The organism is Bradyrhizobium sp. CCBAU 65884 (genome assembly GCF_028128835.1).
GTDB lineage: Bacteria > Pseudomonadota > Alphaproteobacteria > Rhizobiales > Xanthobacteraceae > Bradyrhizobium > Bradyrhizobium ottawaense.
Window position 1 is genome coordinate 132044 of sequence record NZ_LBJU01000119.1, and the last position, 22945, is coordinate 154988.

The 22945-nt window shown below is 56.8% G+C and carries 18 protein-coding genes and 1 pseudogene; 6 read left to right on the forward strand and 13 right to left on the reverse strand.

From position 1 onward, the window contains the following. Positions 1–240: 240 nt before the first annotated feature. The 5 genes from XI03_RS20905 to XI03_RS20925 are packed head-to-tail and all read left to right on the forward strand — an operon-like array spanning position 241 to position 4380. A complete protein-coding gene (locus XI03_RS20905) occupies positions 241–1137 on the forward strand; it encodes an amino acid ABC transporter substrate-binding protein (RefSeq protein WP_271593129.1) in 897 nt (298 codons plus the stop codon). Between the two features lie 12 nt (positions 1138–1149). Beyond that, entirely contained in the window at positions 1150–1872 is a 723-nt protein-coding gene (locus XI03_RS20910) for an amino acid ABC transporter permease (protein WP_271593130.1), read from the forward strand. Beyond that, the gene (locus XI03_RS20915; RefSeq protein ID WP_271593131.1) at positions 1872–2522 is read left to right on the forward strand and encodes an amino acid ABC transporter permease; all 651 of its coding nucleotides are present in this window, start codon (positions 1872–1874) and stop codon (positions 2520–2522) included. Before XI03_RS20910 ends, XI03_RS20915 begins: the two co-directional genes overlap by 1 nt. 35 nt (positions 2523–2557) lie before the next feature. After that, positions 2558–3286, forward strand: a complete 729-nt coding sequence (locus tag XI03_RS20920; RefSeq protein WP_271593163.1) for an amino acid ABC transporter ATP-binding protein — start codon at positions 2558–2560, stop codon at positions 3284–3286. A gap of 14 nt (positions 3287–3300) precedes the next feature. After that, a complete protein-coding gene (locus XI03_RS20925) occupies positions 3301–4380 on the forward strand; it encodes a threonine aldolase family protein (protein WP_271593132.1) in 1080 nt (359 codons plus the stop codon). On the opposite strand, the pseudogene XI03_RS20930 reads toward XI03_RS20925, so the two are convergent. The 3 genes and pseudogenes from XI03_RS20930 to XI03_RS20940 form a co-directional block, all read right to left on the reverse strand. After that, positions 4364–5445: pseudogene (locus XI03_RS20930) on the reverse strand (ParB/RepB/Spo0J family partition protein); the annotation flags it as partial. The gene XI03_RS20925 and the pseudogene XI03_RS20930 sit on opposite strands and share 17 nt — an antisense overlap. Positions 5446–6137: 692 nt before the next feature. Further along, positions 6138–7349 (reverse strand): hypothetical protein, encoded by a 1212-nt coding sequence (locus XI03_RS40305; RefSeq protein WP_333936091.1) that lies wholly within the window; start codon positions 7347–7349, stop codon positions 6138–6140. 1 nt (position 7350) lies between these two features. After that, positions 7351–7671, reverse strand: coding sequence for a type II toxin-antitoxin system HigB family toxin (locus XI03_RS20940; RefSeq protein WP_271593133.1), 321 nt, complete (start codon positions 7669–7671; stop codon positions 7351–7353). Positions 7672–8013: 342 nt separating this feature from the next. Between XI03_RS20940 and XI03_RS20945 the strand changes: the two genes are divergently transcribed. After that, complete coding sequence (locus XI03_RS20945; RefSeq protein WP_271593134.1) at positions 8014–8322, forward strand: HipA domain-containing protein; 309 nt, start codon at positions 8014–8016, stop codon at positions 8320–8322. A 153-nt stretch (positions 8323–8475) separates the two neighbouring features. Here the strand turns inward: XI03_RS20945 and XI03_RS20950 are convergent, their stop codons facing one another. The 10 genes from XI03_RS20950 to cysD form a co-directional block, all read right to left on the reverse strand. Continuing rightward, entirely contained in the window at positions 8476–8739 is a 264-nt protein-coding gene (locus XI03_RS20950) for a hypothetical protein (protein ID WP_271593135.1), read from the reverse strand. Between the two features lie 351 nt (positions 8740–9090). Further along, entirely contained in the window at positions 9091–9393 is a 303-nt protein-coding gene (locus XI03_RS20955; RefSeq protein WP_271593136.1) for an HU family DNA-binding protein, read from the reverse strand. A gap of 565 nt (positions 9394–9958) precedes the next feature. Further along, the gene (locus tag XI03_RS20960; RefSeq protein WP_271593137.1) at positions 9959–11296 is read right to left on the reverse strand and encodes a glutamine synthetase family protein; all 1338 of its coding nucleotides are present in this window, start codon (positions 11294–11296) and stop codon (positions 9959–9961) included. Beyond that, complete coding sequence (locus XI03_RS20965) at positions 11296–12582, reverse strand: ATP-grasp domain-containing protein (RefSeq protein ID WP_271593138.1); 1287 nt, start codon at positions 12580–12582, stop codon at positions 11296–11298. The genes XI03_RS20960 and XI03_RS20965 overlap by 1 nt, the downstream gene beginning before the upstream one ends. Next, positions 12579–13490, reverse strand: a complete 912-nt coding sequence (locus XI03_RS20970; protein ID WP_271593139.1) for a DMT family transporter — start codon at positions 13488–13490, stop codon at positions 12579–12581. Before XI03_RS20970 ends, XI03_RS20965 begins: the two co-directional genes overlap by 4 nt. Positions 13491–13610: 120 nt before the next feature. Beyond that, positions 13611–14393 carry a gamma-glutamyl-gamma-aminobutyrate hydrolase family protein gene (locus XI03_RS20975; RefSeq protein WP_271593140.1) on the reverse strand — a complete coding sequence of 261 codons (783 nt, stop codon included), beginning with the start codon at positions 14391–14393 and terminating at the stop codon, positions 13611–13613. A 29-nt stretch (positions 14394–14422) separates the two neighbouring features. After that, positions 14423–15481, reverse strand: a complete 1059-nt coding sequence (gene rtxC / locus XI03_RS20980) for a dhydrorhizobitoxine desaturase (RefSeq protein WP_271593141.1) — start codon at positions 15479–15481, stop codon at positions 14423–14425. A gap of 29 nt (positions 15482–15510) precedes the next feature. Next, positions 15511–17922 carry a 2-aminoethylphosphonate--pyruvate transaminase gene (locus XI03_RS20985; RefSeq protein WP_442869728.1) on the reverse strand — a complete coding sequence of 804 codons (2412 nt, stop codon included), beginning with the start codon at positions 17920–17922 and terminating at the stop codon, positions 15511–15513. 1971 nt (positions 17923–19893) lie between these two features. Then, the gene (gene cysN / locus XI03_RS20990) at positions 19894–21777 is read right to left on the reverse strand and encodes a sulfate adenylyltransferase subunit CysN (protein ID WP_271593165.1); all 1884 of its coding nucleotides are present in this window, start codon (positions 21775–21777) and stop codon (positions 19894–19896) included. Then, positions 21777–22676, reverse strand: coding sequence for a sulfate adenylyltransferase subunit CysD (gene cysD / locus XI03_RS20995; RefSeq protein WP_271593166.1), 900 nt, complete (start codon positions 22674–22676; stop codon positions 21777–21779). The genes cysN and cysD overlap by 1 nt, the downstream gene beginning before the upstream one ends. Positions 22677–22945 lie beyond the last annotated feature (269 nt).

Below are 22945 nucleotides of genomic sequence, written 5' to 3' on the forward strand. Positions count from 1 at the left end.
GCTCGGCGAGCGAAATCGGGCATGCAGCTGTCTAGAGCACGACGCTCTTATATAAGATGCTCTAGCTGATCAGTTTTCAAGTCCAGCCCCCTTCAGTTGACGATCGAGTTCAATCAAACCCAAGGTCGCGCCGCTCAAATAGGGCGTGATTCTTGTTCACGACCTGGTTGAGCAAATATCCCTTTCCAAGCGAATGCGCGGTTCAATATTAGGCCAATGGACAAATGAAGGGGGGGTCTAATGAAGGCATCATACTTGCAGTCCGCGCTTCGATGGTCGGTCGCAACCGGCCTCTTGATCTGGTGTATCTCAGGCGCCGTAGAGGCCGATGCTGCGGAGCTGTACGGCACGCTGAAGAAGGTGAAAGACAAGGGGCAAGTTGTCATCGGCTTTCCCGAAAGTTCGCCGCCATTCGCGTCCTACGATGCAAACAAAAAGCCCGCAGGCTACGCTATCGATATCTGTATGCGCGTGGTGGATACAATCAAGCACGATATCAGCGCGCCAGACTTGCAAGTCAATTTTGTTCCAATCAACTCGAGCACGCGCATGGCGCTTCTCGCAAATGGAACAATCGACCTGGAATGCGGATCAACGACGAACACTCTCTCCAGGCAGGAGCAAGTCGATTTTTCGATGATGCACTTCGTGTCATCGACGCGATGTCTGGTGAAGACCGGAAGTGGTATCAAGGAGATCGACGATTTTGCCAACAAGGTAGTCGCGCTGGCTCAAGGCGCCAACACGGTTGGTGTAATCAACGGATGGGTCCAGAAATTAAAGGTCCCGAACGTGAAAATCCTAAATATCTCGAACTTTTCAGAAGGACTCTTGGCGGTCGATAGCGATCGCGCCGACGCGTTTTGTTCGGACGACGCGATCCTCTACACTTTGCGACAAAAGTCGCCCGCGCGCGACCGTCTGGAGGTCGTCGGCCGCCCCCTCTCCTTCGAGCCGTACGGGTTAATGATGCGCCGTGACGACTCGGCTTTCCGCTTGACCGTCAACAAGACGCTGGCCGCGCTCTTTCGCTCGGGAGAGATAGCATCTCTCTACCACAAGTGGTTTGACCAATTTGGAATTCCTTTGAGCGAGAAGCTCGAGACGGTCTTCCAAGCGCAAGCAGTCCCCCAATAGCGGCTCGGTCCAATGCTATCCTACAATTGGAACTGGAGTATTCTCTTCCAGCAGCCGCAGCTTGGATGGCTGCTGGAAGGTCTGCGCCTCACAATTGTGATGGCGGCTGTGAGCTTCTTCCTGGCGCTCGCAATCGGAACCTTAGTCGGTATGGCCCGCACAGCTCGATCGAGAGCCGTGCGCGGAATAGGCTGGCTCTACACAGCTCTCTTTCGGAACGTGCCATTGCTGATCCAGATGTTCCTGTGGTTCTACGTCTTTCCGGAGCTCCTGCCCCAAAATCTCGGGCGCTGGGTGAAGCGGGATCTGTACGAGCCTGAAGTTACAATTGCCGTCATCTGCCTCAGCTTCTATATGGCTGCCCGCATGGGTGAGCAGATACGAGCCGGGATTCAGGCCGTGCCACGGGGGTTTATTTCCGCGGCCCTTGCTAGCGGACTGACCGTTAGTCAGATTCGTCGCTATATCGTGATGCCAATTTGTTTGCGCATGCTGATCCCGCCATTGACGACGGAGCTCCTCGCTACTTTCAAGAACACCTCACTTGCACTTGCGATTGGCGTGCTGGAGATCACCGCTCGCAGTCATCAAATCGAAAGCTCTACTTTTCACGGATTTGAAGCATTCGCTGCAGCTACCTTCCTATACGTCGCGATCAGCTTGTTTACGCTGGCGCTTGTTTTGCCGGTTGAGAACGCCACCCGTCTTCCCGGAATGCTGAAGGGGCGAAGCTAATGCTCTCCCTGGATTTTGGCATCATTGGACCGAATGCTGCCTTCCTTTGGGAGGGCATGAAAGTTACGCTCTGGCTTACTCTGCTTTCGATCATTGGCGCTTCGATACTAGGCACGCTCATCGTGCTAGCGCGCCTCTTTGGCCCATTGCCATTGCGGTTGATGGCTTTTGCCTACGTGAACCTTTGCCGCTCCGTGCCGCTAGTGCTCGTGGTGTTTTGGTTTTACTTTTTGGTTCCGTTGGTCATTGGCCGACCTGTCGGTCAATTTTTCTCGGTCTTGATCGCATTCGTCCTATTTGAGGCAGCTTACTTTTCAGAGACAATGCGTGCGGGCATTCAGAGCGTGCCTCGAGGGCAATTGGCGGCAGCCATATCGACAGGGCTGACGCTGCGCCAAAGCTTTCAATATATCATCTTGCCCCAAGGCGTAAGGAAGATGGCCCCGATTCTGCTGACGCAATGCATTATCCTCTTCCAGGACACCTCCGTTGCATATGTCGTCGCACTGAATGACTTCCTCACGTCGACTTCTATCATCGCACAAAGTGAGGCTCGGCCGATCGAAATGTACACATTTGCAGCCGGAATTTATCTCGCAATCTGCCTTTCTATTTCCCTTCTTGTGGAGAGCCGAACGTGGCAACGGTAGTGGACCAGCGGGACACCGCGTACGCAACTGACCTGATGGTGAAATTTGAGAACGTGAGCAAGTGGTATGGCACAACCCAGGTCCTACACTCCTGCTCGACCGAAATTCAGCGTGGCCAAGTCGTCGTGGTTTGTGGTCCATCTGGTTCCGGAAAGAGCACCCTTATCAAGTGTGTGAACCGGCTGGAGGAATTTCAAAAGGGGAGGATTGTTGTCGATGGAATCTCCGTAGGCGACCGGCGCGCCGACCTGCAAAAGCTACGGACCACCACCGGAATGGTTTTCCAGGCGTTCGACCTTTATCCTCATATGGATGTTATGACTAACGTCTCGCTAGCACCGCGGCTCGTGCTGCGGATGACACGCCAAGAAGCGGAGCAGCGCGCTGCCGAACTGCTCCGCCAAGTTGGCCTGCTTGATCATGCGAAGAAATACCCGGCACAACTTTCTGGCGGTCAACAGCAGCGAGTAGCCATCGCGCGAGCACTCGCGAACAGGCCGGCGGTAATGCTATTCGACGAGCCGACTTCCGCGCTGGACCCGGAAATGATCAATGAAGTTCTCGACGTAATGACGGCACTCGCGGAGCGAAAGACGACCATGATCGTTGTGACACACGAACTGGGGTTTGCCCGCCGAGTTGGCGATCGCATCGTATTCATGGATGCGGGTCGAATTGTCGACGATCTCGCTAAGGACCAATTTTTCGCGGGAAATACGAGCGATCGTGCTCGCGACTTTCTGTCCAAGGTACTTCAACACTAACCGCCGAGGATTCGATGTCGTTGATTGACTTGCGCAGCGACCTGTTGTCGGGTCCGACGCCTGAGATGATCGAAGCAATGATCGCCACTGCGCGCGCGCCATCGAGTTATGGTGCGCGCGAGGACCGGCATGTGCGAGAGTTGGAAGCACTGACAGCGCATACGCTTGGGACGCAGGACGCGTTATTCTTTCCGACCTGCACGATGGCCAATCAGGCGGCTCTCATGGTCCACTGCCGGGCTGGCGACTTCATCATCGCGGATGCCGAGTCACACGTCGCGGAGTTCGAGGCTACATCAACGGCGGGTGTTTCAAATGTGGCCACGCTTCGAATTGCTGGAGTTCGTGGACATTTGTCACCTGAGCAACTTACCCTGGCGCTCGAACAAAGTGACGACGAGGCCATGCGAGTATCCGTAGTCTCGCTAGAAAATACCCACAATCGCGCGGGCGGGACGGTTATGCCATCAGGCTGGCAACAGCAGATCGAGAAGGAATGTCGGCCACGAGGTGTCGCCATCCATCTCGATGGAGCGCGATTGTGGAATGCTGCCGCCTATGCCAAGTGTGACCCTCAGGCACTCGCGCATGGGGCAGACAGTATTGCGGTCAGTCTAAACAAAGCCTTGGGTGCCCCGCTAGGAGCGATGCTTTGCGGCAGCAGCGCGTTCATCAAGGACGCTAGTCGCGTTAGGCGGATGTTAGGTGGAAACTGGCGTCCAGCTGGGATTGTCGCCGCGCCGGCTGTCGTCGCGCTGAAGTCGATGCAGAAGCGCATCACGGACGATCATGCAAATGCACGACGCTTGGGCATGGTGCTCACCTCCGAACACCCTTGGTTGTCGATCGATCTCGATTCACTCCAAACCAACATCGTCTTGGTGAAACTACGAACCGAGGAGATAAGCGCGCATAGGCTCACCCAACGCTTGTCGGAATTGGGCGTGCTTGTCGTCCCTTATGGCGACCGATACGTAAGGTTGGTCATCTACGCAGGAATAGGACGGGAGGAGATCGATGCGGTCTTGAGCGCATTTTCGGAGATAGGCCAAAGCTTAGAGGCGAAGTACCCCGATACACTGCTCGATCGTTGAAGGCGCCGAGAGCCGTCTCAATTTCGCCAAGTCGCTGGTCCACCTCGTCGGGTCGCTCATCGGCGCCGTCATGCTCGGCTTCGAGTTTGGCATATTCGGCCTCGAGCGCCTCAATGGTCGCCTGCTCTTCGGCGGTGAGATCGGCGGATACGCCGTCCAGCTCGCGCAAGCCGCGCGTATAGCCGTAGGGGAACTCGATCGCAACCTCGATCCACTTCCAACCTTCGGCGGCGATCGTTTCCGACGCTGCCTTCAGCTTCTTGGCGACCAGACGATCGAGCAGAGCGATGTCCTCCAGCCAGCCGCCGTCGTCGGATTGGAACAGGTCGCGTAGCATCACCCCACCGGCCGCCTCGTAGGCGGCGATGGCTACATATATGGCGCGACGGTCGGAGGCGCGCACCGTTTTCTCCGTCAACATGCGGCGGATCTGATAGGGCTCGTTCTGCCAAGAGCCGGAGATGGCCTGCCAGACTTGCTCCTGGCGACGGTGATCCGCGGTGACGGTGAAAGCCATCAACTGCTCGAGCGACATGCCGTCGTCGGCATAGACGTCGAGCAGCGCGGGCGAAACTGAAGCGAGGCCAAGCGCCGCTTCGCGACGTTGACCGAGGTGAAGAAGGCGGCGGCGATATCCTCCTCGGACTGCCCCTTCTGGCGCAAAGCCTGGAATGCCCGGAACTGGTCAAGCGGATGCAGCGGCCCCCGCTGAATATTCTCCGCAAGCGCGTCGTCCTCGGCGAGAATGGTGGTTGCCGGATCGCGGACAACACAAGGCACCGGCGCGGTCTTGGCCAGGCGCTTCTGCTTCACCAGCAACTGCAGCGCACGGTAGCGCCGTCCGCCGGCCGGGATCTCGAACATGCCGGTCTCTGTGCCCTCGGAGTTAAGGACCGGCCGGACGTTGAGGCTCTGGAGCAAAGTACGCCGGGCAATGTCCTCAGCCAGCTTCTCGATGGAAAGGCCGGCCTTCACGCGCCGGACGTTCGACTGGCTCAGCACAAGCTTATTGAAGGGAATGTCGCGCGAGGATGACAAGGTGATCTTCTGAACGGCGTCAGCCATGGGTGATACTCCGCGACGGGCGGCCCAAAGACCCTCTCTGGGACTGCAACCCGTCACGAGCGAAGCGCGGCCCTCTTCCTCTCAACGGCCGCACCACAAACCGACGATCAAGAAAGACGGAGAGTCAGGCTGCGCGCGAGCAGCGTCTTCGCGCGCGTCACAAGATCAAGCCGTGCATCCACGGGAGCAGGCCGCCGTGATGACTTTCGGTCTACGGGCTATGAGTCCCATTGTCCCTTGAGAGATGATGACTATCGCCTACAATTGTTGTTGCCCACTAATGAGGAATTTAGGAATGGCTAGCACGGAGAGCACTGCCTCAAAGCTACGCGCCCCACAGCCACTGCTCGTAAGCCAATTTTATAGCAAGTGGACACGTTTTCTAGCGCATACTCCGTGACTTGTTTGACCGCTTCGTTTTGTCTGCGGCCCTTAGGATTTCCGGTCGTGAGGCAGTGCAATATAGCTTCGTCTCTTGTGACGGCTCTCCGAAACAGATCGAACGTTATGCTTATTGACGGATTGTAGTTAAACCCTCCACCTCGCTGCTTTAGGTACTTTGTTAGGAGCCAATTAGCGACCAACTCGGGAGTTGCATTAGTTGGAGCAGGTCCCAAAAGTCATGCAGCCTCGAGGACACTTAGGAGATATAAACCGGATATCGAAGACCTCGCTCTTTCGTTCAATCCGCCTCAAGCCTCGACGCCAAACTGGCGGCGCACCTCACCGGATCCGACAAAGTGGGTAAGCAGCCGATAGTTGTTCAGCTCGTAGCGAACTTTTCCAGCGACTATCGCCGGATGAATCTGCAGTGATTTCGCCAAGCTTACGACCGCCATGGGCGTAGGGTGATACCGCACTTCGCTTGCCTCCCATGTATCGCGCGGAATGCAGGCTTCTTCCGCCCATTCGTCAGCTTCAGTTTCCCTAGGATCATGTCGCACGCTGCTGGAATTGCGCAGCGTTAGATCATCAACAAAGCTGGCATCACTTCCCTCCCCCATATGGCGGCCAACGTGGGCAAGCTCATGGAGCAGGCAGAACCAAAAATTATCAAGCCGATCATATCTAAGCGTTAAACCAACAACCGGCGTTCCATCATCCAGCTTGATAGCTGCTCCATCGAGATGCGTTCTTGGCAGATGGGGAAGAATAATTAGTGGAATGCCGTTCCTTGCCAGCAATTCTTTGGCCAATCGGGGACCTTCCGCTGACCAACTAAGGCGGGCGATCTTTCGTAAAAAGTCTAACGTGATTGTGCCCGCTCGATATGGGGATGATGGCCGCTCTGCATTTGCCATCGATAAGAGTTGCAAGCACCAAGCTTGCAACGAGAATTGATCAGTCTTGGCATTCGCGCGAGCATAATCATTTTTCCTGTACATGGCGGCGACTGCAAGATCAGTACAGCCCGCCCGCTTCATTAAGCTCCTAACGAGCTCTTCGGCATGATCACTTAGATTACGCCCCTTTGGTATCCAGCCCCGCTTTGCCATTTCTTGAAGGGGAAATTTGGTCCATTCGACATCGTCATCGGCTGCTTTGACGCTCCCCTGTTTCAGAAGTACAGCGCTTGGAATCCCTAGGTGCTCATGCAAGGCCCGAGCCATAGGAAGCGTGAGTTGTCGCTTTCCAGAAAGCACTTCCGATACTTTGGCTCGACTTCCGATAAACGGAATCAGGTCCCGCTGCGAAAGCCCACCCTGTTCCATCCGAAATTGTATCGCAGCAACTGCGCTTGGATGTCCCATCTGGATCGTTTTAGATTCGTACAGCTCGATCAAGTCCGCCAGGATATCAAGCTCTCTCCCTTCTGGAGTACCGACGCGCGCATCCATCAGCTCGGCAACGCGTGCCAAACTAGCTTGATAGTCCGCCTCTGTTCGAATTGGCTTGATGTTCATTTTAAACCTCATCGACATCGATCGCGTCGTAATCCGAATGCGTCCCCACGAATCGTATGTAGATGACGCGATGTTCGTAGTTAATTTTAGCTACGAGCCTGTAGGCATTCCCCTTGATATTGAAAACCACTCGTCGGTTTTTCAGAATACTGCAGCTCCGGTACTGAGCTTTGACGGCAGCAGGTTGATCCCAATCGGCCTCTTCGGCTTCCCGGTACCAAGCAAGCAACGATTCTTCTGCATCCGGATGAAGCAGCCAAAAATCCTGCAGGGTCCTTTTCGCCAAGACACGCAATATAGATTGCTCCCAACCAATATTCAAGTAATATGCTCCCAAATTGTCCGGCAGTCCAGCGCTGGTGGGGAACTCTTCACCCCTCCTAAAATGCCCGTGTTATCAATAGTTTGCAGCTGCGGCCTATGGGGGTGTGGTACTTTGAAGGCCTATGGAACCGAGAGCGGCTGAGAGCGGCTTGCACGTCGATTCGCACATGAGGCGTGACCTGCAGGAAGTCTGGTCGGGTAGTTTGCTCGGCGTCCCTACCCATGGCCGGCTCGTCGCACCCATGTTTTCTCGACGGAGCCTCTCGACCTCGATTTCGCTGGGCGCCGCGTGCTCGCGGTTGACCGGTTCGATCGCACCTGAACGCGCGATGATCGCCTGTTGCGGCTGCCGCAGGAAGACTGCTGCCAGGCGCTGTTCGTTCCACCCGCGCGCAAGTATGAAACCGACGGCGGACCCGGAATCCGCAAAATCTCGGATTTCCACAAGGGCAGCGATACGCCTGAGGACGATCAGGCGATTTTTTTCAAGGCGCAGATCGTGTTCTGGTTGCTTGCCGCCACCGATGGGCACGCGAAAATTTCAGCATTCATTTGGCGCCAGGCGGACGTTTTCATCTTGCCCCGCTTTACGTCATCATTTCGACCCAACCGAGCTTGGACGCTGGACAGATCAGCCAAAACCAAATGAACCTGGCCATGGCGATGGGCCGCAACCGGCATTACGTCGTCCACACGGTTCTCGGACGACATTTCATGCAAACCGCGAAAAGCTGCGGTCTACCTGACAAATCAGTGAAGGCCGTGTCCAGCAGCTCGGCGATACAGCCGCGAAAACCATAGATCAGGTGCTGAACGCGCTTCCAAAAGCATTTCCGGAGAAGATGGCCTTATCGATTGCTGATGGCGCGAAGCGACGCCTCAATTCGCTGGCCGTGCTCAAGAGTAATGAATGATGCGCGGCCAGGCGGGCGCGGCGCATATGCGGCAGGCTTTTCTGACCGAGCGATCGTCGCGGCCACAATTTCGGGATCATCAATTTGCTGTACGGCGTCTTAATGAAAGAAGCTTGCTCTCCGCGGTCCCATGCTTCCAAGGCGGCCTTCATCGAAGGAGCCTAATCGGCACCGCCCTCTCAGTCGTACCCGGCGCCCTCCAGCGCATGAATCCCCGAGCAAGTTGAAAGGGGCGTTGAACGCCGGTCCGATCATTGTGATGCAGATGATCAGAGCGCTCGCCAGAGGGCGTCTTCGCGAGTTCAATTCAGGCGATTGCGTGATCGTTTGACTCCCTTACGGCGCATATCTCACCGGCCCTGACGGACCTTGCGTCACGACCATCGGTCGATAGGGATGTGCCAATTTCGCAGATCTTTTTTCGGAGCGCAATCCGTTTGGCTCTCGAGAGCAGCCCCACCTTCTGGCCCAGTTGCAATTCATCGAGGAGGGCAGCGCCATCGTCATATCGCGACCGCGTCTTTAGCAGCCTTGAGCGGTGACGCTCTAACCGATTTACTGGCGGGCTTGGCCGCGAATTCCATCGGCTCCTTCGTGAACGGATTAACTCCGCTGCGGGCTTCAGTAGCGGGTCTGTTCACGACCGACATTTTAACAAAGCCTGGAATGACGAACTCACCGGATTGGTTCAACTCGCTATAGCCTACAGTTGCCAAATGCTCGATCACGGCCTTTACGTCAGCCTTGGAAATCTGCGTTCCTACAGCAATCGCGTCAATTAGCTGGCTTTTGCTCATCTTGGCCATGGTAGACTCCTTTAAGAGACGAAAACGGATCAGATGGATGAACTACGCCGGTCCTTTAACGTTTGGTCGAGCGCGGCAAAGCAGCACGAATGGCTTGCCGCTCACGCCGAAGTCATGGAGTGAGGGGCTTAAAGCCTATAGTCAGCCAAAATACAAGATTCAGTTCGATGTGCTTTCGGATTGCGTCGATTCGCATCAGGAGATTCGATCGACGTGGTCATGTGACCGACACGGCCAAATCGCCAGCAGCTTCGAGCTGGTAATCGACAGGTCGAGCGAGATGACAAGGGATATATTTGCTTTCTAGGACGCAGAGGCGACGAACGGCGGTGCCTCGCAATCCCCGGAAATCTCTGATTGGCCTATAGGGACCCTAAGGAGCGGATCTGGACTTTAGCGGCCGGGCCGCGATGTTTCATCCACGGCACCGCTATCTGGGTGTGGTCAAGAAGCAACTTAAGTTTGGCTCCAGGAACGACATCCAACATCAGACTTCGCAATGTCGATGACTCCAGCGCCATTCGCTGACGACGGAACCGAGGTGCACAGTGTCGACGAGCTCAAGCTAAATAATCTCGAAATATCTTCGACGTTCAAAGTCGGTGACGCGATGTTGAACGGCGTCCCATTCCCAACGTCGGGAGCAAGAAAAGGCTTCAACAAACCTTTCTCCGAAGACATCATAGGCCGCTGCCGACTTTGCGAACCGAGATGTTGCCTCTGATAGGCTTTGAGGGAGTCTCGCGGACGGAGGACACATCTCCACGCCTGCATCACCGACGATCGAAGCCGGTAGTGCCGCATCTGTTTCGACGCCCAGTATGCCGGAAGCAATGGCACATGCGAGGGCGAGGTAAGGGTTCACGTCCGCGCCCCCCAGCCTATACTCCAGCCGGTGAGCAGACGGCTCTCCGGGAATGACCCGGACTGCGCAGGAGCGGTTGTCAACCCCCCAGCTCGGAGAAATCGGTGCCCAGCAGCCAGGTACCAATCTCTTGTAGCTATTGAAGTTCGGCGCAGCTAGCACACAGAATTCATTCATGTACTCTAGTTGTCCGGCGATGAATTGGGTCATAAGCTTTGAGAGGTTGCGGGACGCATCGCTGTCGTAAAACGCATTCTCACCATCCGAGGACATCGAGATGTGAATATGGCCGGACTGGCCCGGCCATTCCTCGGAAACCTTGGCCATGAATGTAGCCATCATGCCTCGCGTTTGCGCCCACGCTTTTATCATCGACTTGAATATGGTTGCTCGATCAGCAGCTTCCAGCGCATCACAATGACGAAGCGACGCTTCGACCACCCCAGGCCCCGTTTCAAAGTGCAGTCCGCTTAGAGGTATTCTAGCCTTCTCACAAAGGGCCAAGATCTCATCGAACAGCTCATGTCGCGCGACAGAGCGCGCAATCGAATAGCCAAACGGCCCCCGGGTTAAAGGAACCCAGTGGGCGAACGGCTTATCTTCAATGGTGTCGGCGTTCTCCTTGAACAACATAAATTCAAACTCGAAACCGGCGGCGCAGACGTACCCGTGGTCAGCGGCCCTCCTCAGGACCTTACGCAGAATACCGCGGGGGCAGATGTTTTCATGTGCGCCCATGAACTCGGCCAGGTAAAGATATTGATCGCCGACATAAGACACCGAGCGGCCGGTGTCTGACAGAATACGCAAATCAGCATCTCCGAATGCTGATAGCGGCTTTTGCGTGAAACTGGCCGGAATGACCCGGTCCGAACAATCCCACGCCAGCACAGCTTCAGAGAACTTGATAACTTTATCTCCATCTGAGAGATCTTCACCTAAGACGTGTTTGCCTCGCAGGACGCCATCGAAGTCGCTCACGCCGATCATCGCGGCGCCGGCTGCATTCGCCCCAGTCAACTTGGCATCAGTTCGCATTAGCCGCGATCCTGAGTGAGTAAATCGAACACCTGGTCCATCCTCATTGCTCGCAACTTGCGATAATCCTCCTCGAGCTGAGTTAAGTCGCTATTCACGAGATACACGATGCCTGGTGTCGACACCAAGTCGATGGTCGGAACCAGCTCTTGGCCAATCGCAACGAATGCAATCGCATCCGCGAAGCTCGGAAGCTTGCGGATTGCTTCGAGTCCCGGGTAACCGGCAACGACACCGCTCATATCGGAGATCAGCGAGACGCATAGTGCGTGAGCCCGCCGCTTGTAGGGCCCGCGCAACCTCATATACTCCCCAAAGCCTTTCGGATCCGCGTAGCGCCAGGCCGTCAGCGTCATATGGTTGTGCCCCAACGCCTGGGTTCGTGCCTTTGCCGACATGGTCCCTTGAAGCCGTGCTCCGAAGTCCACCAGAACCGGCCCCCGATGATCGACTATGACCTCCGCATGAGCCGGTCCGTCGACGATCTGAAGCGCCTGCAACGCACGCATCAAGTAGTCGGACAGCTCCTGAACGATTGGTTCGCTGCCCTCCAACAATCGCTCAAGTGAGCAGACCGATGATGCCCCCTCAACAGGAACGGTGTCATAGGTCCAGGCCTCCGTGATGAAGGCTTCCCCGTCGATCGAGACGGCATTTACGGTATATTGCTGGCCGTTTATTTTTTCCTGCCCGAGGGCAAAACTATTCAACGCTCCGGCACGGTTCGTCTTCCCGAGAATTGCACTTACAGCTCGCTGAATATCAGCATCTGCCGAACAAAAGAATACATCCTCAGTACCCGTGCTGTTCAAAGGCTTGATTACGATCTCGTCGAACTTCGCTTCGCGCTTCCAGCTTGCGATCTCTACCGCACTATCGGACACAACTTGTCTGATTGACCGCACGCCAGCGCAGGTTAGCGCGTAGGACAACCGCGCCTTGTCGCGCCGAGCAGCCGATAGTGCGGTGCCATTTGAAGGTAAGCCAAGCCGCTCCGACAAAGAATCGGCAAGCTCAACTCCTGTCTCGCAGCCTGCGATAGCGAAGTCCACTTTCCTGCCATGGAGAGCCTGAAGATGATATTCAACGATATCGTCAAACCCCATGCCGTGGGTGGGACGAATGAGTTCATCATACAAATCCGCATTGAAATGCGATTGAAATATGGGTGGAATCTGCGCGGCCGACATTACGTGCACCGTTCTAATTCCATAACGCTTGAATTCTTCCGGTAGCAAACGGCCGGTAGAGTACGCGTCCACGATCACACAATTTCGTTCCTTCATGCGGATCTCCGATAGTGCAGGTAGATGTTGCTAACAGCGACAGCCGTAATGAGAACATTTCCAACGAACGTATGTAACGAAGGCACGATGCGAGAATCGAAGTACTGGAACAGAAAGGTGATGATAGGAGCGGTGGATAGGACCATGTTGACGGTGTAGGGCTCGACGCGGCGAATGCCCTGCTGGATCAGGAGCAAAGGAACAATGATCGTCGACAGCCCAATTGTTGTGATCGCAGACCAATGCTGCGAGATCTCAGGCACGATAGATGAATGGTCGACCAGCCCCAGCAGCAAGAGAATCGTTCCATAGAAGCGATGCGCCAGCACTTGTCGGCCAGAAAACCCACGGTCGAACAGCAATTTGACAAGTATATTTGTGAGGGCCAGCGATAGGCCGGCCACGATGGCCAAGAGGATGCCAAATGATGATCGAGCCCCCCACTCCACGCCCGCGTCGCCGCTGGCCGAGATCCAAACCATGTAACTCCCGATCGTCGCGATCGTAACGCTCACGACAATATCGGATGCTGGAGGGGCACCCTGGCGCCTGATCAGTGCGTTTAACCACACCGTTGCGGTGGGTCCCAACGCCACCATGAAGGCGACGACGATCGCAGGTTCAGCGTATTGCAGTCCGATAAATAGGCCGATCCAGCTGATCGCTGTCACGACATTGAGCGCGACGAAGACCAGGAGCGACCATTTCGCCACCGTTGCCTCGCCTGCCTCGCCTGTCTCGCGGCAAGGCATGAGATTGAACGTCAGACAAACCACAGCGAAGGACAGCAGGAGCGCGACGAACGTATCTGCTTGCTGAGAATACGCTGCCGCATAAACCTCGCCTGCCGCGCTCACGACGACATAAAGCGCCACAAAGAACACTCCGAGAGCGAAGCGATTGGTCAATCGCGCGCTCTTTTTGCGCCCGCGCGGCGGAGCACCTTTCTGGCCTGACCAGGCGCGTGCGCCGGCTCCAAGGGACTTGCACGGACCACCTTTGTTTTGAAATGTCACAATCCGCCTCTACTACTTCTTGGTACGGCAGTACCCAACACACGCCTCTCCAAATGCCTTGAACAGTTGCTGGCTGAGGAGGTCGGTTGAGACATGCCATTCGGGGTGCCATTGCACCCCCATTTGCAGCGTCGGCGCACCAATGACCGAAGCCGCCTCCACCAGACCGTCAGGCGCCCACGCCTCCCGCCTCAGCGCCGGGGCGAGCGCCTCGATGCCTTGATTGTGCAGCGAGTTGACTTGCGCTTCGAGGGTCCGCGCGATTGGAAAGAGCGCGCCATCGGAACACATCCGGACGCTGTGCGCGGGGTCATACTGACGGTCCCTGGGACGATCTGGCTTCTCGGCATGCATCGCGCCACTTTCCGGCCTCCACTTCGCAAGCGATGGGCGAAGTGTGCCGCCGAAATAGACGTTGAGTTCCTGAAGCCCACGGCAGATGCCCAGAATAGGCATTCCGAGCGCGATGGCTCTCTCTATCGTTACGCCGGAGAGCCTATCCCGCGGACGGTCCAGTATTCCAACCTCAACGTCCTGCCGGTCAGCCTCGGTCAAAGACGCAGGCGCTCTCAGAATGTCGTGGTCGACGTTCGATTCGTCACCTGTCAACACCAGGCCATCGAGCCGGCGCATGATCGCCGGCGCGACCTCTTCCCTCGCATCTTCCGTGTCGACCGTCGGCAATATGACGCAGGCCACTCCGGCATGACGATGGAGTGCCTGCACGTACTTGCGCCGCAACCAGTCGCGATGCACACCATCGACGAAAAGACGGTTCGAAGTGACGCCGACCACGGCTCGGGCGCCCTTTGGCCGTGACAACGTCACGCCACCTGCCCTCGGGTGCGAACATCGGCAACGGACTGCTCATACAACCGTCGATTACGCTCTTTCAACTGAGTCATGACGCTAGGTTGACCTTGGGGTCCCTTGACAAAGAGCCCGCCCCAGGTGGCGGCAACCTTCGCGTAGTTCGGATCCTGCATTCGGATTTTCTGAGCCTTGCGCAACAGCCAAAAGGGGATGCCGGGCGAAAGATGATGCTCAAGATGGTACTCATCCAGATTCTGTCCGAGGATCGCCCGCTCGATGAAACTTCCTTTCCGATTCCTGGTGAGATAGACGTTCTGCGTCTCGGTTTCGCACATAGGTGAGTGCTCCGCGAGCTCGATGAACCAGCCGAGGACCTGAAACGTGGTGAGATAGGGCACGATCCAAAACAGGACAACGATATGGAGGAGCCCAAGAGCATATGAGCCGCCCAGGACGCTAATCCAGAAGAGATAGAAGCCATACTTATCGATCAGTATGCCTGAGCGGCTCTGATCCTCGGGATCTGTGATCGAAAACCGATTGGTCCAGAGATACTTCAGATACGCCACTGTCGCGCCGCCGAAGATCGGCTTCCAGATGATGTTGAAAGCGTACCGTTCCGGAGGCTGCACGTCGTAAACGCCGCTGGCCAGGAAAAACTTCAGGTCGGGATCCTTGTCGGGGTCGCCGAGATAGGGATGGTGCAAATAGACGTGCGAGATCCGGTAGGCCCAGTGGCGCTGGAACAACGGATAGGAAGCGAACAGAATGCCGAGCATATAATTCCAGGTGGTGTTCTTCGCGAGCGTGCGGTGGGCCGCATCATGAGCGATGGTTGTCAATCCGCGCTGATAGGCACCAATCAGAAGAACGGCCAGCGGGTAGAGCCACCATGAGACGGACACAGTCGCGAGCGTGCACGCTGTGATGACAGCGTAATCTTTGGCGATATAGGCCGCTCCCGTTATGTTGTCGGGCCTCAGCTCGGAGAGCTGCCTGTTGATCTCTCGGCTGAATTGAACGGCCTCATAGCGCGATGACCTCAATTTCCAAGCGTCTGCCTGATTCATGAGAACCTCTTTGATCGGTTTGCGGGTTGTCAGATTGCGGAAAGGGCCTTGTCCAGATCGCGTACGATGTCGCTGACATCTTCGATGCCGACGCAAAGTCGGATCGAGCCGCCAAATATGCCGGCAGCTTCGCGTTTTTCCCGGGGGACGGTGGTGTGCGTCGTCGAGACAGGATGGGTCACGAGCGTGCGGGCATCCCCCACATTCGAAACGTGATACATCAAGTCGACGTTCTGGATGAACTTACGCCCAGCCTGCTCGTCCTCGACTTCGAACATGATCATCGCCCCGTGTCCGTATGCGGGATTGAGTGTCTGTTCGACAGTTTCCCGGTCGGCGCCCTCAAAGAGCCCCGGGTAGAAGACACGGCGCACCTTAGGATGCTCCTTGAGAACGTCGGCCACGATTCTGGCATTCGCGCAGTGCTGCTTCATCCGAAGCGGCAGCGTTTCAAGGCCTTGGATCAGTTGAAAGCTCGCAAACGGGGCAATCGCGGCGCCCGTATCGCGCAACCAAGTCATGCGAGCCTTGAGGAGAAACTCACTCTTTCCAAGATCGTCGACATCGCGCACCGCGTTATGCCAGACAATTCCGCCATGCGCATCGTCGGGACGGTTGAACAACGGAAAGCGAGAGGCTCCCCGGTAGCTAAACTCGCCGTTGTCAACGATCAGTCCGCCGAGCGTCGTGCCATGGCCGGATATATACTTCGTGGCGGAGTAAGTCGTAATCGCAGCGCCGAGATCTGACGGCCGGCATATCAGTGGCGTCGTCGTATTGTCCACGACCAAAGGCACGCCGTACTTTCGGCCGATCGACGCCAGCTCTTTGACGGGGAGCGGAATCAGACAGGGATTCGAAACCACCTCTCCGAACAGACATATCGTGCGATCATCAATGGCGCGCTCGAACGTCTCCGGCCTTCGGGGATCCGCCGTCTTCACGCTGATCCCAAGACGCTTTAGTGTGTTGTGGAGTAGGTTCCAAGTATTGCCATACAGATACGGAGAGGCGACGACATTGTCGCCCACTTCGCCACTTGAGAGGTTAACGATAGTAAGGAACGTCGCCGCTTGACCTGACGCAACGGCGAGCGAGTCGCTTCCCATATCGACGGCGGCGTAGCGCTTCTCCAGCGCGCGGGTCGTCGGATTGATGATCCTGGTGTAGGTAAACCCATCGGCCTTGACGTTGTAGATGTCGGCAATGTGGTTTAGATCGCCATCGAGCTCGTAAGCCGTATTCTGGTAAATCGGCACTGCGACGGCTTTCGTCACGGGGTCGCGTCGATAGCCCGCGTGCAGAACAGCAGTCTCGGTGGAAAACGGCAGGCGCGGGTCCCCAGCCGCACGAGCGGGCATCTTTACGCGAGCCCCGCAGGCCTCTAGGTCCGACATCGGCCTTGCTGGACGACCCTGGCCGGACCGGAAATACGTACGGAAGGCGCACCCCAACTGCTCGATCCAGCTGGATTGGATTTCTCCGATGCAACCGACGCGAAAACTCCGCGTCGCAAGATGCAGCTTCGAGTAGACGTAAAGGTTGTGGGCCGCCAAGTGGCGATACAGCCCATCGAATCCTGCCTGGTCCACGATTCCGGATGGCGCACTGAACGCGACGCAGACCGGCGACTGCAAGTCCGCGGACAGCAGCGGAGACACCACTCCTTCGAGTTCTTTGACGAGATCGTTCCTGACCTTCTCGTACCTGCGGCGCCTAGCCTCGATGCCCTCCTCGTGCAGAATCTTCAGGGCCGTTGTCGTTGCCTGAACGACGTGGGTGGGAGGGGTCGACCGCCACTCACCGGTACGCTCGAGCGAGAGCCATTGGTCTCTCACGTCGAGCACAAACGACCTCGGTTCTTGAACCGCCTTTTCCAGCAGCTCGCGAGACGCGATAACAAACGCTACTCCCGGCGGCCCTTCTATGCACTTGTTGCTCGACGTGACCAGGACGTCAGGTCCACGCTGGCTCAGGTCGATATTAAGGGCGCCGAAGGAACTCATGCAATCGATGATGGTCTTTACGCCACGTCGCCTCGCCTCCTCCACGATTGCCTCAAGCGGACTGATGATTCCGGTTGTCGTTTCACAATGGACGAAACATAGGTGCGTAACGCCAGGATTTCGGCTCAGATGCTCGCCAATTTCTTGAGGATCCAAAGGATCAGTCGCTCGCTTGACAAGCTTCAGTGCTTCGACGCCCAACAGCCGCAAGATTTGTAAAATGCGCTCGCCATAGATGCCGTTTATGCAAACGAGCGGCCTGTGGGCTCGGGACACAAACGAAGAGAGAGCGGCTTCCATGGCAAAGGAGCCGCCTCCCTGAATAGGCACGACCGAATAGTCGTCAGCATTTCCCAGTAAGTTGAGCATCAGCCGCCTCATACAGGCGGTCACTTCCTTGAACTCACAATCACGCGATGCGAGGTCAAGCTGCATCTGGCTCCTGACCGCCAGCGATAACGACAAAGGACCGGGCGTCAGCAAAGAGCGCTGTCTTGTCAAACGATTTCTCCTCAAGTTGGGTTCATCAATAGATCTGGGGTACGCCGACCCACGAGGGACGCCCCTGTGGCGAGCGCCGATTTCCTCGGCTCAACAGCTTCCGATTAAACGCCCATGGATCGCGGGCTCGCTTCGGGTCAGCGCCCGAAAACCCAGCCGGATGACAACCTCCAATCTCCCTGTATCAGCGTAGATGTAGAGCGATCTTTCACAAAGCTCCTTACCGATACCATTTGTCACCTCCTAGAAATTAGGGTTGCGAACTGCCGCCGAAGCGCGCTTTATTCGGCGATGACGCATGCGTGTGCTTGACCGGTAGCCTTCTTCCGTCGCCAAGCGGCACGTCGGCCGGCCGACTTACGTGTGAGCCTGCGTCATTCAGGCGCACTTGAGGTTAGGAAAACGAAGCAGTCGGATTAATCGCGCCGGGCTGCAGATCGAGACGTGGCACATTTGACGACATCGTTAGCAGCGGGAGTCTGCTGCGAGGGCCTAAGACTTGATGCATGCGCACTTCGCCGCTCGTTGTAGGGTTTGGGACGCGGATGACTGTCGTAGTTGTCCATTTCAAGATCCTACAACTTGACGTTAGGGGCGTTTCAAGCCTCTCCGGGGAAATTTCTCGCGAGACTGCCTCGGCAGCTGAGCGCGGAGATTCACAGCGAGTTCGATAATTTGAGAGTTCGACATCAGACCGTCGCCCTTCCATCCTGCGACCCGCGTCCATGCAGGTAGGTGATGTCACAATCCCCCGTTCACCTACGATCCTCGCCATACCCGCAGATGGAGGTACCGAGCTTCTCCCCCATGCTGGTGAGATCCTCCTGGTTGCTTGCGCCTGGAACGTGTGCGCCCTTGTCGCACATGACCACAGCTATCGCGTCATTGCGTTCGAATGGAGCGACCTTGGCCGGCTGTGGTCGAACTCGGCTAAGGTAATCTGGGCTACCTTGCGATTGCTGTCCCTCTAGCAACGATCAGTTCGACGCCTTTCGGCGTGTCGCCGTGACGCCAGAACTTGTCGTCCTACTTTGCTAGGACCACGCCCATTCGACTCCAGATGATCCTCTGTGGGCGTCGTTAGGCTCGCAGCAATTCTGGTTTCTGAATGCCGCTGCCCGGCGAGAACGTCTCGCCGAACAATCATCGACGAGGCGAGCGTGCCTGCGGTTGAGGACTCTCTTCTCGCATTGGCCCCTCCGCAGCGTCCTGCTCGTTGATCGCAAGCTCGCGTTCGACGCGGTCTATTGCGGGTTCGAACAGGTTGATGGTTGGCTAAGGTTCGCGGCTGCTTTGTCTTGCAAGGCGAGAGCGCGGGCGTGGGCAGGCGGTGTCCGCCACGAGCGGCGGCCCAAAAGGAAGCAAGCTTCCCGAGGGCTCGCATAGCCCCGACAGGACAGAGTCGTGGTCGACGCCTAACTTCGGCTCGGTCAATATATTGAAATCAAGCGCCCGCTCGCCGGACGCGGCGAGGCCAGGACAACCGAGGCCCCCTCATGCTGCGCGAGAGATCGAAATCGGCAGAGCGACTGCCCGGCTCGGCTTTAACTGGAGCTCGGCGTGTCGCTGGCCGCACGTACGGGAAGAGCGCCAAGCCAAAAGTCAACTTACTGGAAGTCGGACTTCCTCTCTCGCCTTTGTCGTCGCGTCGTAGATTCTGATCTGGAGCATGGGACGGCGTTTCTTGAGCTCCTCCGCTCCCGCCCATGCTCCGTCTCTGGTCGCGTACTCGGTTTTGAATTGGCCATCCACTTCGAGCACATAACCGGAAGCGGGCAGTCGACGAGTGGCAACCATTTTGTTCCTTTAACTCCAAAAGTGCGATCGTTGGCCCGCCTGAACTGGATCGCTTTGGTCGGGCCAGCAGGATAATGTCCGAATCGACTCGTGCGACGCGAGGGAGATCTAACCAGCAAGAATTGAGCGCGCCATCAAGACATCCAGAACCGCTTCAGCTGAATGCTCTGGGGTCTGCTCCATGGTCCTGAGATGAACGTCCGGTGTTGTTGGTGCCTCGTAGCACGAATCTACCCCTGAGAAGTTCTTGATTTCGCCGGATTTCACTTTTGAATACAGGCCTTTGGGGTCTCGCCGCGCGCATTCCTCGATCGGCGTATCGACAAAGACTTCTATGAACTCTTCCTTGCCAACCAGGCTGCGTACCCTGTCCCGTTCGGGCTTACTGGGCGAGATGAACGAGCAGATCACGATCAAGCCACTGTCCGCCATCAACTTGGCGACTTCACCGACTCGCCGAATGTTCTCCGCGCGGTCCGCCTCCGAGAAGCCGAGGTCCACGTTTAATGCATGCCGGAGGTTGTCGCCATCCAGCAGCATTGTATGCCGCGACATCGCAAACAGCTTTTGATCAACGAGGTTGGCGATCGTCGACTTTCCCGCGCCAGACAGGCCAGTGAACCAGATGATGCAAGGCTTCTGATTCTTGAGCGCGGCGCGCTCCCTCCTGTCCACGGTTAGCGCTTGCCTAGCAATATTGGTGGCCCGCCGCAGCGGAAAGGCGATCATGCCTGCGCCAACTGTACGATTCGTGTAACGATCGATGATGATAAATGATCCGGTCTTTCGATTGACGTCGTAAGGATCGAATACCGCGGGCATTGTCGTCGCAACATCGCAGAAGGCGATCTCGTTGAGGGAAAGCGTCCTGGCGGCCAGATGCTCACTCGTGTTGACGTCGATCCGATGCCTAATTGCGGCAATGCTGCTGGAAATCGTCTGCGATCCAATCCGCAGGACGTAGTTGCGTCCGGGAGCGAGCGGCTCCTTGTCCATCCAGATCACATAAGCGGCAAACTGGTCGGAGACCCTCGGTCGCTCGTCCGGTCGCGATAGAACGTCGCCACGGCCGATATCAATTTCGTCTTCCAGTGTAATGGTAACCGCATCCCCGGCTTCGGCGCCGACAAGGTCGCCATCGTGGGTCACGATCCGTTTGACCTGCGTGGTCCGTCCCGATGCGGCGACAATGATCTCGTCGCCCACCGAGATCCTGCCGGAAGCCACCGACCCGGCATAGCCCCGAAAATCTGGGTTCGGCCGGTTTACCCATTGGACCGGAAAGCGGAAAGCCTGACTCGCGGTGCCTGACTGAATGTCAATGCTCTCCAAATACTCGAGCAGGCAAGGACCATGGTACCAGTTAACACGAGCGGAGCGGTCCACGACATTGTCGCCGTAGCGAGCCGAGATCGGGATCGGAGCGATCGAGGTGAAGTTGAGACCGGCGGCAAAGGCCAGATAGTCACGGGTAATCCGATCGAAGCACTCCTTGTTGTATGCGACAAGATCGATCTTGTTCACTGCCAGCACGATATGACGAATACCGAGCAGCGAACAGATGAAGGTGTGGCGGCGGGTCTGAACCATCACGCCTTTGCGGGCATCGATCAGGATGATGGCGAGCTGGGCATGCGAGGCGCCGGTAGCCATATTTCGGGTATACTGCTCGTGGCCGGGAGTGTCGGCCACCATGAAGGAGCGCCGCGACGTCGTGAAGAAGCGGTAGGCGACGTCGATGGTGATGCCCTGCTCCCGTTCGGCCTCCAGCCCATCCACAAGCAGCGCAAAGTCGATATCGTTCCCAGTGCTACCGTGCTTGATGCTGTCGCGTTGTAGCACCATGAGCTGATCGTGGTAGATCATCTTGCTGTCGTGCAACAATCGGCCGATCAGCGTCGACTTGCCGTCGTCCACCGAGCCACATGTGATGAATCGCAGCTGATCCTTTGTCCTGGCCGGGACCGGTTCCGTTGTCGGGTTTGTAAGCATCAAAAGTAGCCTTCCCGCTTCTTCTTCTCCATTGAAGCGGCTTCATCGGTATCAATGAGGCGTCCCTGGCGCTCCGACACTGTTGTCTTCTGCATTTCCGCGACGATGTCTTCGATCGTCGTCGCCTCGGATTCAATAGCCCCGCTCAAAGGATAACAGCCAAGCGTGCGAAAGCGGATCATCCGCATTTCCGGCGTCTCGTCGCGGTTAAGCGGCAATCTGTGGTCGTCAACCATGATCGTCGCACCATTTCGACGCACTACCGGTCTTTGTTTTGCGAAGTAGAGCGGAACGACCGGTATCTCCTCGAACATGACGTATTCCCACACATCGAGCTCGGTCCAGTTTGACATCGCGAACACGCGCATGGTTTCGCCCTGGCGGATCCGTGTGTTGAACAGGTTCCAGAGCTCCGGCCGCTGGTCACGGGGGTCCCACACGTGCCCGGCCGAACGGAAGGAGAGTATTCGTTCTTTTGCGCGACTCTTTTCCTCATCGCGCCTGGCTCCGCCAAAGGCGGCATCAAATCCGTGAAGGTCGAGCGCCTGTTTTAGCGCGTCGGTCTTCATCACCTGGGTATGGAGCGTGGAGCCGGACTCGATCGGATTGACCCCGCGAGCGATGCCCTCCTCGTTGACATGGACGATCAGGTCGATGCCGAGTCGTCTGGCTGTCGCGTCCCGGAAGCTGATCATCTCACGAAACTTCCACGTCGTGTCGACGTGAAGCAGGGGGAAAGGCAATTTTGCCGGATAGAACGCCTTGATCGCAACGTGCAGCATCACGCTTGAGTCTTTTCCGATCGAGTAAAGCATGACGGGCCTTTTGAACTCGGCGACCACATCACGCATGATTTCAATCGATTCAGATTCGAGACGGCGCAGATGTTTCGGTAGCATATGTCTTCTTTTCAATGGGAGATCTCTGTTCTCCGCCGTTCGATGACTCCAGCCCGGAGCGAGAATATCCCGGCCGAACCGGCTGGAGACGACGCATGGCTCCTCCATGAGCTCAAGCCCGTTGGACGGCTGACTGGCGGACGGGAGCATCTCGCATTCCACCGCTGGCGCGGCCGGCCCCGCGTCACACCTGATCGGGAGATCAGCTCGTGCGAGTCAAGGAACTTGGCTAACTCAGCCCGCGTGTTTCGATCCCAAGCAGTCGGATC